10 protein-coding genes are annotated in these 11,863 nt (G+C 53.2%); 5 read left to right on the top strand and 5 right to left on the bottom strand.

Features of this window, described 5'->3' with window-relative positions:
* Nucleotides 1–28: 28 nt before the first annotated feature.
* Both HV229_RS19455 and HV229_RS19450 read right to left on the bottom strand, forming a co-directional pair.
* Nucleotides 29–1,417: a diguanylate cyclase gene (locus tag HV229_RS19455; RefSeq protein ID WP_016151942.1), complete on the bottom strand. Its 1,389-nt coding sequence runs from the start codon at nt 1,415–1,417 to the stop codon at nt 29–31.
* Between the two features lie 79 nt (nt 1,418–1,496).
* Nucleotides 1,497–2,129, bottom strand: coding sequence for a LysE family transporter (locus HV229_RS19450; protein ID WP_181546180.1), 633 nt, complete (start codon nt 2,127–2,129; stop codon nt 1,497–1,499).
* A gap of 273 nt (nt 2,130–2,402) precedes the next feature.
* On the opposite strand from HV229_RS19450, the gene yahO reads away from it, so the two are divergent.
* Nucleotides 2,403–2,678, top strand: a complete 276-nt coding sequence (gene yahO / locus HV229_RS19445; protein ID WP_016151944.1) for a DUF1471 family periplasmic protein YahO — start codon at nt 2,403–2,405, stop codon at nt 2,676–2,678.
* A gap of 32 nt (nt 2,679–2,710) precedes the next feature.
* On the opposite strand, the gene prpR is transcribed toward yahO, so the two are convergent.
* Nucleotides 2,711–4,321 (bottom strand): propionate catabolism operon regulatory protein PrpR, encoded by a 1,611-nt coding sequence (prpR, locus tag HV229_RS19440; RefSeq protein WP_181546178.1) that lies wholly within the window; start codon nt 4,319–4,321, stop codon nt 2,711–2,713.
* A gap of 252 nt (nt 4,322–4,573) precedes the next feature.
* On the opposite strand from prpR, the gene prpB reads away from it, so the two are divergent.
* The 4 genes from prpB to prpE all read left to right on the top strand — a co-directional run bounded on the left by prpB (nt 4,574) and on the right by prpE (nt 10,121).
* Nucleotides 4,574–5,455 carry a methylisocitrate lyase gene (prpB, locus tag HV229_RS19435; RefSeq protein WP_016155797.1) on the top strand — a complete coding sequence of 294 codons (882 nt, stop codon included), beginning with the start codon at nt 4,574–4,576 and terminating at the stop codon, nt 5,453–5,455.
* Nucleotides 5,456–5,535: 80 nt separating this feature from the next.
* On the top strand, nt 5,536–6,705 hold the full coding sequence (gene prpC / locus HV229_RS19430) for a 2-methylcitrate synthase (protein ID WP_016151947.1): 1,170 nt from the start codon (nt 5,536–5,538) through the stop codon (nt 6,703–6,705).
* A gap of 38 nt (nt 6,706–6,743) precedes the next feature.
* A complete protein-coding gene (locus tag HV229_RS19425) occupies nt 6,744–8,195 on the top strand; it encodes a bifunctional 2-methylcitrate dehydratase/aconitate hydratase (RefSeq protein ID WP_181546176.1) in 1,452 nt (483 codons plus the stop codon).
* Nucleotides 8,196–8,234: 39 nt separating this feature from the next.
* Complete coding sequence (prpE, locus tag HV229_RS19420; protein WP_065554251.1) at nt 8,235–10,121, top strand: propionate--CoA ligase; 1,887 nt, start codon at nt 8,235–8,237, stop codon at nt 10,119–10,121.
* Nucleotides 10,122–10,165: 44 nt separating this feature from the next.
* Here prpE and HV229_RS19415 read toward each other — a convergent pair whose 3' ends face one another.
* Nucleotides 10,166–10,438: a YceK/YidQ family lipoprotein gene (locus HV229_RS19415; RefSeq protein WP_131347827.1), complete on the bottom strand. Its 273-nt coding sequence runs from the start codon at nt 10,436–10,438 to the stop codon at nt 10,166–10,168.
* A 155-nt stretch (nt 10,439–10,593) separates the two neighbouring features.
* Entirely contained in the window at nt 10,594–11,847 is a 1,254-nt protein-coding gene (locus HV229_RS19410) for an MFS transporter (protein ID WP_181546174.1), read from the bottom strand.
* Between the last annotated feature and the right edge of the window lie 16 nt (nt 11,848–11,863).

The raw sequence follows: 11,863 nt of genomic DNA, 5'->3' as shown, positions 1-11,863 counted from the left end.
GGGTATTTATTTCTCTGCAGGGCAACGATTATTCCTGATAAACCTCAACGCGGTCGCGGCCATTACTTTTCGCCAGATAAAGTGCGCGATCGGCTTTATCAACCAACTGTTTATAGTCGGGATGATAGTCATATTCGGCAATACCAATACTGACGGTAATAGAAAACGTTTCTGTCGCTGAGGCTGCCATGCGCATCTCGGCAATTTTCATACGCAGCGTTTCCAGAATAATACTGGCCTGTGTTTCATCTGACTCGACGAGCAGAATCATAAATTCTTCGCCACCGTAGCGGAACACGTAATCGCTGCTGCGGATATGATCGTAAATGACCGCCGCGACGTTTTTGAGCGTCAGATCGCCAGTATTATGCCCGAAGTTATCGTTAATTTGCTTGAAGTAGTCGATATCCAGCATCGCCAGGGTAAAAGGCTTACGCGTATGTAACGCCAGCGAGATCTCGCGCCGCATGATGGTCGGAATAAAGCGGCGATTAAGCAACTGGGTCAGCGAATCTTTACCATTTTCCTGCTTAACCAGCGCGTCGAACATTGAGGCGAGCAGGAAATGGATTTTTGCCGATAGCTGGCGTACATCCTGCAATAAGCTCATCCGCTCGGGTTCTGTCGGCTGATGCTGATGCGACAGGGTTGTTGTCAGACGACTGTCGATCTCTGCAATCAGTGATTCCATCTTATTCAGCAGATTGCTGTTGCCGAGGATATGTTTTCCCTTATGTGATAACCACATACCGAAGTCAGAATTCGCCAGAAACACCATCTCACCGAAAGGCATTCCGGTGGCGATGTTATAAATAAACTGGTTTTCCCAGTCGGTAAACGAACGGATTTGCCGCTCGCGCTCGACGTTAACGTCATCGTAAATAGTCTGTAGACGGTACTGCTCCTGCGTGTGCATAGAGTTTTGAAAACTGGGGGAATAGGAGACCGTCATGGCCTCCAGCGCAGTATCCATTGCCAGACTGCTGAAACAGATAGCATCGCTCAGCAAGGCGGGAGTGGAATCCGCCTTTGTTTTTAACACCCTGTACAGCTCATCTTTCAGCTTGCGCGCGCCGCGGTTAACCAGATCGATGGGCAGGCCGATACGGGCATGCACCACACCAATTTTGCGCTGTTTGGCCAGCAGTTGTGAGAGATCTTCGTGGGCGCTGCCAAGTACGCTGCGCAGCCAGTCAAACATGCTGCCGCTGAGGCGGGTACTGACCTGTTCTGTATTGAGGAACAATGCGCTCTCCGCATGGGAGAGCATATAGTCATAAAAAACGGTTACTAAATGGCGGATCTCTTCATCGCTTAACGATGTCAGGAGCGTGTGAACTTCAGGCGATGTTTGACGTAACAGCGCCTGCCATTCTGTAAGGAGTAATGTGTCGTTTACCGGTTCAACCTGTTCCATCTTACTGCCACTCAACGTGCGATTAAAAATTCAGGCGGTATTACGGACAATTACCTCACGATGGTCAAGTTAAACTCTCTTATCGATGGCTAATACCTTCATAAATAAGCCTGAGCGCGAAGACACCAATAATGGCGCCAATCACCCGGCTGGCAACCCGTTGGATTCGGCCATACGCACGGCGCACGGCGGGCAACGAAAACGCCTGGCTGAGAAAAATACGCCAGATAACGGAAGACAACACAATGCCGGCCCAGGCCATCAACCTGGCCCACGTTGGCGTGTCTGCGCTTAAGGTGACCGAGAAGATACTAATAAAAAACAGCACGGTTTGCGGATTAGATAAATCCGTTAATAACCCACGGCGGAAAAACACATACCAGGGGGCGGAAAGCGGCTGCTGTAGCGTTGGCATTTGCGGTGTCGCCTGATGCCGGATGCTGTTCCAGGCGAACCACAGCAGATAGGCGCCGCCGACAATCTTAATCAACGAAAAAATATCTTCACACTGAGTGATAAGCGTCGCCATGCCAAAGAGCCCGAGGCCGGAGTAGAACGCATCGCCTAAGGCGACGCCCAGACCGGTTATCACGCCCGCGCGTCGCCCTGACGCCAGGCTGGTTTGCACCACCACAAACAGGTTCGCGCCGGGGTTAAAAAAAGTTAAAACAAACAGGCTGACGGTGAGTACGACGGCGTGCAGAGGTTCCATAGACAACAATTCCTCAGATTCTCATAAAGTTAACACTATAATTTCAGTGCGCTGTCTGTTCTGAGGATCAACTCACACTGGCTATTGAAACTTTGAACAGGTTGACGCGCTGCTACCCGTTGACCGGTTTTTTCTGCGCCGCAAAATCTCTATATATTCCTGCTGAATGTGGATTTTTTATCCAGGCTGGACTAGTTATTAATCATCCTTGAATCGCGTTATGTAATGTTCAGGGATCGATGATGGCGTAATAACAAAACCTGGAGCTGGTCTATGAAAACTGGAATTAAAGTACTTATTGGTGCATTAGCTTTTGTCGTGACCAACGCATATGCCGCGGAATTTATGACAAAACTTGAATTTGAAAAGGTTGAGTCGCAGTACACAAAAATCGGTGATATCTCAACGAGTAATGAAGTTTCTGTCTCAGACGCTAAAGAAGAGCTGCTGAAGAAAGCAGAAGAGAAAGGGGCCGATGTGGTGGTATTAACCTCCGGTCAAACGGATAATAAAATCCATGGCACAGCCAATATCTACAAGAAAAAATAATACGCTACTGTAAAAATCACGATACCCGCCGGTCATTGTATCGGCGGGTTTTCTTTTAATCTGCGCCAGAAGGTGGTTCGGCTTACCCCGAGATATCGTGCAGCCGCGGTTTTATCGCCATTGAATTGCGCCAGCACCTGCTGTGGCGTGAGCGATGAGGATACCTGCGGCGCGTCAACAGCAACGGCCAGTTCCGGTAACAGCTGCTGCAGGAATTGTACGTTCAGCTCCGGCTGCGGCTCGACGCTTAAAAACAGCGCCAGGCGCTCCATCATATTACGCAGTTCACGGATATTCCCTGGCCAGCCATAATTCAGTAACGTCGGTTGACTCATACCCAGCCCTTTGCGCACAGGTTCAGAAAACGGCACCTCCAGTTCCGCCAGCGACTGTTTTAAAAAGCCTTCCGCCAGCGGCAGGATATCGGGCAATCGCTCGCGTAGCGGCGGTAGCGTGAGGCGCAAAATACTCAGGCGATAAAACAGATCGGTGCGAAATTCTCCCTGTTTTATCTCCTGCTCCAGATGACAGTGGGTGGCGCTAATCACTCGTACATCGACCGGAATCGGCTGATGTCCACCGACCCGGGTGACCTCTTTTTCTTCCAGCACGCGCAGCAGTCGGGTTTGTAACGGCAGCGGCATTTCGCCTATCTCATCAAGAAACAGCGTTCCGCCGTGGGCGATTTCAAACAGGCCCGCGCGTCCTCCCCGACGGGAGCCGGTAAAGGCGCCATCCTCATAGCCGAACAGTTCCGCTTCCAGTAATGATTCGGTGATTGCCCCGCAGTTGACGGCAACAAACGGCGGCGAAGGTTTACCGCGCCGATTCTCCTGACGGGTGAAAAACTCACGATGAATTGCCTGCGCCGCCAGCTCTTTGCCCGTGCCGGTTTCGCCCTGAATCAGCACCGGTGCACGCGAACGGGCATAAAGCATAATGGTGTGCCGCACCTGTTCCATCTGTGCCGAGTGCCCGCGCATATCCCCCAATGCATAGCGGGTGCGCAGCGTATCGCCGGAAACGTACGGACCGTTTCTGCGCAGCGTCAGACGAGTCATATCGAGCGCATCGACAAAGGCCTGGCGCACGGTGGCCGCCGAATAGATAAAGATGCCGGTCATGCCTGCTTCTTCAGCCAGGTCGGTAATCAACCCCGCGCCGACGACCGCCTGCGTGCCGCTGGCCTTCAGCTCGTTGATTTGACCACGGGCATCTTCTTCCGTGATATAGCTGCGCTGTTCAAGCTGCAAATTGAAGGTTTTTTGAAAAGCGAGCAGCGCGGGGAGGGTTTCCTGATAGGTAATGACGCCAATCGATGAGGTGAGCTTTCCCGCTTTGGCCAGCGCCTGTAGCACGTCAAACCCGCTGGGTTTAATCAGGATCACCGGAATCGATAAACGGCTTTTCAGATACGCCCCGTTGGAACCCGCGGCAATGATGGCATCACAACGCTCGGTGGCTAACTTCTTGCGGATATACGTCACCGCTTTTTCAAAACCAAGCTGAATAGGGGTGATGGTTGCCAGGTGGTCGAACTCCAGGCTGATGTCGCGAAACAGTTCGAACAGGCGCGTGACCGAAACGGTCCAGATAACCGGTTTGTCGTCGTTCACCCGCGGCGGAAGATGCGTATCAGCCATAACCATCCTAAAAAGTAAGGCACCGAGTATTAGGGTTTAGTTGTGTTTCATGAATGTTGCAATGAAACGTGAATGAACGTTTCATGAAACGATAGCTGACACGCTTTTGTGCAACAAAGATACAAGGATTTAATTTAATATATTGTTTTTAAAGGTAAATATATAAATTAATTAAAAATTAAGGTCTTTGGCATACCCCTTGCTTTAAATAAATCAACGAACGATAACAAGTTGATAACAAAAGGACGGGATATGTCTCTACACTCCCCAGGGCAGGCGTTTCGCGCCGCGCTCAGCAAAGAAAACCCATTACAAATCGTTGGCACCATCAACGCCAACCACGCTCTGCTGGCCCAACGCGCCGGATATCAGGCGATTTATCTCTCCGGCGGCGGCGTCGCGGCTGGGTCTCTGGGTCTGCCGGATCTCGGTATTTCTACCCTTGATGATGTGCTAACCGATATTCGCCGCATTACTGATGTTTGCCCGCTGCCATTGCTGGTGGATGCGGATATCGGTTTTGGATCGTCAGCTTTCAACGTGGCGCGGACCGTGAAGTCAATTTCCAAAGCCGGTGCCGCCGCGCTGCATATTGAAGATCAGATCGGCGCCAAACGCTGCGGTCATCGCCCGAACAAGGCGATCGTCTCGAAAGAAGAGATGGTCGACAGGATCCGCGCCGCCGTGGATGCGCGTACCGATCCCAACTTTGTGATCATGGCACGGACCGATGCCTTGGCGGTGGAAGGGTTAGAGGCCGCCATCGAACGTGCCCAGGCGTACGTCGAAGCAGGCGCGGATATGTTGTTCCCGGAAGCCATTACCGAGCTTGCCATGTACCGTCAGTTTGCCGATGCGGTACAGGTGCCGATCCTCGCCAACATTACCGAATTTGGCGCTACGCCACTGTTCACCACCGATGAACTGCGCAGCGCGAATGTCGCGATGGCGTTGTATCCGCTGTCGGCCTTCCGCGCCATGAACCGCGCTGCGGAAAAGGTTTACAACGTGCTGCGCCAGGAAGGAACGCAAAAGAGCGTTATCGACATTATGCAGACGCGCAACGAGCTGTACGAAAGCATCAATTACTACCAGTTCGAAGAGAAACTCGACGCGTTGTATACCAAGAAGTAACCGTCGTAGGCCGGATAAGGCGTAGCTGCCATCCGGCAATAAATTTGTACCCTACATATTATAAAAATGACGAGGACAACATGAGCGACACAACGATCCTGCAAAATAGTACCCATGTCATTAAACCTAAAAAATCGGTTGCGCTATCAGGCGTCGCCGCCGGAAATACCGCGCTGTGTACCGTAGGCAAAAGCGGTAACGACCTGCACTATCGCGGCTACGATATTCTCGACCTGGCGCAGCAGTGCGAATTTGAAGAAGTCGCGCACCTGCTGATCCACGGGAAATTGCCCACCCGTGATGAGCTCACCGCCTATAAAAGCAAATTAAAAGCGCTGCGCGGGCTGCCCGCAAACGTGCGTACCGTTCTGGAAGCGCTGCCTGCTGCCTCGCACCCGATGGACGTGATGCGCACCGGCGTCTCCGCGCTGGGCTGTACGTTGCCGGAAAAAGAAGGGCACACCGTCTCCGGCGCACGTGATATTGCCGACAAGCTGCTGGCATCGCTCAGTTCTATTCTCCTGTACTGGTATCACTACAGCCATAACGGCGAGCGTATTCAGCCGGAAACTGACGATGATTCCATTGGCGGCCACTTCCTGCATCTGCTGCATGGCGAAAAGCCGTCGCGAAGCTGGGAAAAAGCGATGCATATTTCGCTGGTGCTGTATGCCGAACACGAATTCAACGCCTCCACCTTCACCAGCCGCGTGATTGCAGGGACCGGATCCGATATGTATTCCGCGATTATCGGCGCGATTGGCGCATTGCGTGGTCCGAAACACGGCGGGGCGAATGAAGTATCGCTGGAGATCCAACAGCGCTACGAAACGCCAGACGAAGCGGAAGCGGATATCCGTAAACGCGTTGAAAACAAAGAAGTGGTGATTGGCTTTGGTCATCCGGTTTACACCATCGCCGACCCGCGCCATCAGGTGATAAAGCGCGTGGCGAAACAGCTTTCTCAGGAAGGCGGTTCGCTGAAAATGTACAACATCGCCGACCGTCTGGAAGACGTGATGTGGGAAACGAAAAAGATGTTCCCCAACCTCGACTGGTTCTCGGCAGTCTCCTACAACATGATGGGCGTCCCGACCGAAATGTTCACACCGCTGTTTGTCATCGCCCGCGTCACCGGCTGGGCGGCGCACATCATTGAACAGCGCCAGGACAACAAAATTATCCGTCCTTCCGCCAATTACACCGGCCCGGAAGATCGTGTCTTTGTCGCGATAGATCAGCGTTGCTAATGCAAAACCTCTAAATATAAAAAACAGGAACCCTTGTTATGTCTGCACATATTTCGAACGTCCGCCCGGAATTTGACCGTGAAATCGTTGATATCGTTGATTACGTCATGAATTACGAGATCACTTCGACGGTAGCGTATGACACCGCGCATTATTGCCTGCTTGATACCTTAGGCTGCGGCCTGGAAGCGCTGGAATATCCGGCTTGTAAAAAACTGCTGGGGCCGGTAGTCCCAGGGACTGTGGTGCCGAACGGCGTGCGCGTTCCGGGCACCCAGTTCCAGCTCGATCCGGTGCAGGCGGCGTTTAACATCGGCGCGATGATCCGCTGGCTGGACTTTAACGACACCTGGCTGGCCGCGGAATGGGGTCATCCTTCCGATAACCTCGGCGGCATTCTGGCCACGGCTGACTGGCTATCACGCAATGCGGTCGCGGCGGGGAAAGCGCCGTTAACCATGAAAAAAGTGCTCACCGGAATGATTAAAGCCCATGAAATTCAGGGCTGCATCGCGCTGGAAAACTCTTTTAACCGCGTCGGTCTCGATCACGTCCTGCTGGTCAAAGTGGCCTCGACGGCGGTGGTCGCCGAGATGCTTGGCCTGAACCGGGATGAAATCCTCAACGCCGTGTCGCTGGCGTGGGTTGACGGGCAGTCGCTGCGTACCTATCGCCATGCGCCAAATACCGGCACGCGTAAATCCTGGGCAGCTGGCGATGCAACTTCGCGCGCGGTACGTCTGGCGCTAATGGCGAAAACTGGTGAGATGGGGTATCCGTCTGCGCTGACGGCGAAAACCTGGGGCTTTTATGACGTCTCTTTCAAAGGCGAATCGTTCCGCTTCCAGCGCCCGTACGGCTCTTATGTGATGGAAAACGTGCTGTTTAAAATCTCCTTCCCGGCCGAGTTCCACTCGCAGACTGCGGTAGAGGCGGCGATGACGCTGTACGAGCAGCTACAGGCTGCAGGGAAAACGGTGGCGGATATCGAAAAAGTGACCATTCGTACGCACGAAGCCTGTATCCGCATCATCGATAAAAAAGGCCCGCTGAATAACCCGGCGGATCGCGATCACTGCATCCAGTATATGGTCGCCATTCCGCTGCTGTTCGGGCGTTTAACCGCGGCAGATTATGAAGACGGCGTGGCGCAGGACAAACGCATTGATGCCCTGCGCGAGAAGATCAACTGCTTTGAAGATCCGGCTTTTACAGCCGATTACCACGATCCTGAAAAACGCGCCATCGCGAATGCCATCACCCTGGAATTCACCGATGGCTCACGTTTTGAAGAAGTGGTGGTGGAGTACCCAATCGGCCACGCGCGCCGTCGTAACGACGGGATGCCGAAGCTGGTCGAGAAGTTCAAAATCAACCTGGCGCGTCAGTTCCCGACCCGTCAGCAGCAGCGCATTCTGGATGTCTCCCTGGACAGAACTCGCCTGGAGCAGATGCCGGTCAATGAGTATATGGATTTGTTTGTTATCTGAAACCCGACTCATCAGGCGTAAGTTCAACAGGAGAGCATTATGTCTTATAGCGAGTTTTATCAACGTTCTATTACGCAGCCGGAGTCGTTCTGGGCCGAGCAGGCCCAGCGTATTGACTGGCAGCAGCCGTATACGCAGATACTGGACCACAGCAATCCGCCGTTTGCCCGCTGGTTTTGCGGCGGGACGACCAATCTGTGCCATAACGCCATCGACCGCTGGCTGGAGAAACAGCCCGAGGCGCTGGCGCTGATTGCTGTGTCATCAGAAACTGAAGAAGAACGCACGTTTACCTTTCGTCAGTTGTATGACGAAGTGAATATTGTGGCAGCGATGCTGTTGTCGCTCGGCGTACAGCGCGGGGATCGGGTACTGGTTTATATGCCGATGATCGCCGAAGCGCACATTACGCTGCTGGCCTGCGCGCGCATTGGGGCGATCCATTCGGTGGTGTTCGGTGGTTTTGCTTCGCACAGCGTGGCGGCGCGCATCGATGACGCCCGACCGGTGGTTATCGTTTCGGCGGATGCCGGGGCGCGCGGCGGCAAGATCCTGCCCTATAAAAAGCTACTCGATGATGCGATCGATCAGGCTCAGCATCAGCCGCGTCATGTGGTGCTGGTCGACCGCGGTCTGGCGAAAATGGCGCGGGTGGAGGGGCGTGACCTCGACTTTGCCGCGCTACGCCAACAGCATCTCGGCGCACGGGTGCCGGTTGTCTGGCTGGAATCGAATGAAACGTCCTGCATTCTCTACACCTCCGGGACAACCGGTAAACCGAAAGGCGTTCAGCGCGACGTTGGTGGTTACGCGGTCGCGCTGGCGACCTCGATGGACACCATTTTCGGCGGCAAAGCGGGCGGCGTGTTCTTCTGCGCGTCGGATATCGGCTGGGTGGTTGGGCATTCCTATATCGTGTATGCCCCGCTGCTGGCGGGGATGGCGACGGTGGTTTACGAAGGGCTGCCAACGTATCCGGACTGCGGCGTATGGTGGAAAATTGTTGAGAAGTATCAGGTCAGCCGGATGTTCTCGGCCCCGACCGCCATCCGCGTGCTGAAAAAATTCCCAACCGCGCAAATCCGCAATCACGATCTCTCCTCGCTGGAGGTGCTGTATCTGGCGGGTGAGCCGCTGGACGAACCGACCGCCAGTTGGGTAACGGAAACGCTGGGCGTCCCGGTTATCGACAACTACTGGCAGACTGAATCCGGCTGGCCGATTATGGCTATCGCCCGCGGGCTGGACGACCGACCGTCGCGGCTGGGCAGTCCTGGCGTGCCGATGTACGGCTATAACGTGCAGTTGCTCAATGAGGTGACCGGTGAACCTTGTGCGGCGAACGAGAAGGGGATGCTGGTGATTGAAGGGCCGCTGCCGCCGGGCTGTATTCAGACTATCTGGGGGGATGACGCGCGGTTTGTGAATACCTACTGGTCGCTGTTTTCCCGCCAGGTGTACGCCACCTTTGACTGGGGCATTCGCGATGCCGATGGCTATTACTTCATTCTGGGCCGTACGGATGACGTGATCAACGTGGCCGGACACCGGCTGGGGACGCGCGAGATAGAGGAGAGTATTTCCAGCTATCCAAACGTCGCCGAAGTGGCGGTGGTCGGTGTGAAGGATGCGCTGAAAGGGCAGGTGGCGGTCGCGTTCGTTATTCCAAAACAGAGCGACAGTCTGGAAGACAGCGACATTGCCCATTCGGAAGAGAAGGCGATTATGGCGCTGGTGGACAGTCAAATTGGTAATTTTGGTCGTCCGGCTCACGTCTGGTTTGTGTCGCAGCTGCCGAAAACACGCTCCGGCAAAATGCTCAGACGGACGATTCAGGCGATCTGCGAAGGCCGTGATCCTGGCGATCTGACGACCATTGACGATCCCGCATCGTTGCAGCAAATCCGTCAGGCGATCGAGGAGTAACGTCGTGTGATGCCCGGTGGCGCAATGCTTACCGGGCCTACGTTCTAATCAACTTTCTTATACGGCCCGTGATAGTAATCAAACGGCGCATAAACCGTATCGGCCACGAACGATAACGGCACATCAACAAATAACAGCGCTAAATCGAAATAGTTATAATCGTAAGCGCCCGGGTTTTTTAGTTTATCAATATCATGGCGCATACCCACGTAATACGTATCTGAATCCTCGCCTGCCGTGCGCGCATCAATGCTGCCACATCCTGTAAGTAATACGCTGATAAAGAGCGTTGTTACCGCAACCGCCTTTTTGCTCATGCTATGACCTGGCTTCTCGCCCCGTTTTATCATAACGATAAAAAAGCGGCGTGTTGTCCTCGGAACTTAAACCACCAGGTCAGGACTCATCGTGTGAGGATGGCACATCGTAGGCCGGATAAACCACGTGAGTGGTGTATCCGGCAAAGAGGCTTTTACAGCGTGACGCTTTCGCGACGACGCAGCAGAGAAAACGGCCCCGGTCCACTTAGGGTAAATACGGAAATCAACGTGAAGCTTAGCGCAATTATCCCCAGCACCAGATACGCCCCCTGGAAACCAATACTCTCATACATTTTTCCGGCCAGAACTGACATGAAGATCATTGCTAACTGTTTGAAGAAACAGAAGCACACCAGGTAAATTGTGGCCGAGAAGCGCACTTCAAACTGACTGGTGATGTATTTGAAGCAACCGACGATCAGGAACGGTATTTCAAACATATGCAGCGTTTTGAGAATGACGACCTCCAGCGCAGAGGTGGCGAAGGAGGAGCCGATGATCCGCACCGACATTATCGTACCGGCCAGCAGTAGGGCGTTCTTTCCGCCAATGCGGTTCACAATCAGCGGCGCAAAGAACATGATAGAGGCATTGAGTAATTCCCCCATGGTCGTGACGTAGCCAAACACACGGGTACCCTGATCGCCGGTGGCAAAGAACGAGGTAAAGAAGTTGGCGAACTGCTGGTCAAACACTTCATACGTACAGGAAACGCCGACCACGTACAGGGAGAGGAACCAGAGTTTCGGTTGTTTAAATAACTCCAGCGCTAGCTTCAGACTGAATGCTGAGTTGTTGGCGCCTACCGCATCCGCAACTTTTGCAGAAGAGGGGACATCTGTTTTTGAAAAGAGCAGCAGCAATGCCAGAATGACCGCACAGCCGGAACCTAACCAGAAGACAAACTGGTTATTGATGGTGAACATAATCCCGGCAATCGAGGCGCACAGCGCCCAGCCTACGCAGCCAAACATGCGCGCGCGACCAAATTCAAAATTGCTTCGGCGGCTGGCTTTTTCAATATAGGCTTCAATCGCCGGAGCGCCGGCATTGTAGATAAAGCCAAGGTAAATCCCGCCGACAATCGAACCCAGTAAAATATTAACCTGTAATAACGGGCCAAAGACGTAAATAAAGAACGGGGCAAACATTACCAGCATTCCGGTAATTACCCACAGCAGGTGTTTACGCAGGCCAAGCTTATCGGAAAGCAGTCCGAAAACAGGCTGGAATAATAACGAAAATAGTGAAATACAGGCGAAAATGATCCCGGTGTCACCTTTACTGATATGGTTTACATCGTGTAACCAGATAGGGAAGAAGGGGAAATAGGCACCCATAATGAAAAAGTAAAAGAAAAAGAAGAAGCCGAACATCCAAAAGTTAGTGTTTTTCAAATAATACATAATGGACTTCCTTACG

This window comes from Citrobacter sp. RHBSTW-00524 (assembly GCF_013747755.1).
Classification (GTDB): Bacteria; Pseudomonadota; Gammaproteobacteria; order Enterobacterales; family Enterobacteriaceae; genus Citrobacter; species Citrobacter braakii.
This window is presented reverse-complemented; position numbering and strand designations above follow the sequence as displayed.

What these genes read in the sequence shown, in the direction of transcription:
- HV229_RS19455 (WP_016151942.1), bottom strand. Translation starts at nt 1,417, where the DNA reads ATGGAACAGGTTGAACCGGTAAACGACACATTACTCCTTACAGAATGG.
- HV229_RS19450 (WP_181546180.1), bottom strand. Translation starts at nt 2,129, where the DNA reads ATGGAACCTCTGCACGCCGTCGTACTCACCGTCAGCCTGTTTGTTTTA.
- yahO (WP_016151944.1), top strand. Translation starts at nt 2,403, where the DNA reads ATGAAAACTGGAATTAAAGTACTTATTGGTGCATTAGCTTTTGTCGTG.
- prpR (WP_181546178.1), bottom strand. Translation starts at nt 4,321, where the DNA reads ATGGCTGATACGCATCTTCCGCCGCGGGTGAACGACGACAAACCGGTT.
- prpB (WP_016155797.1), top strand. Translation starts at nt 4,574, where the DNA reads ATGTCTCTACACTCCCCAGGGCAGGCGTTTCGCGCCGCGCTCAGCAAA.
- prpC (WP_016151947.1), top strand. Translation starts at nt 5,536, where the DNA reads ATGAGCGACACAACGATCCTGCAAAATAGTACCCATGTCATTAAACCT.
- HV229_RS19425 (WP_181546176.1), top strand. Translation starts at nt 6,744, where the DNA reads ATGTCTGCACATATTTCGAACGTCCGCCCGGAATTTGACCGTGAAATC.
- prpE (WP_065554251.1), top strand. Translation starts at nt 8,235, where the DNA reads ATGTCTTATAGCGAGTTTTATCAACGTTCTATTACGCAGCCGGAGTCG.
- HV229_RS19415 (WP_131347827.1), bottom strand. Translation starts at nt 10,438, where the DNA reads ATGAGCAAAAAGGCGGTTGCGGTAACAACGCTCTTTATCAGCGTATTA.
- HV229_RS19410 (WP_181546174.1), bottom strand. Translation starts at nt 11,847, where the DNA reads ATGTATTATTTGAAAAACACTAACTTTTGGATGTTCGGCTTCTTCTTT.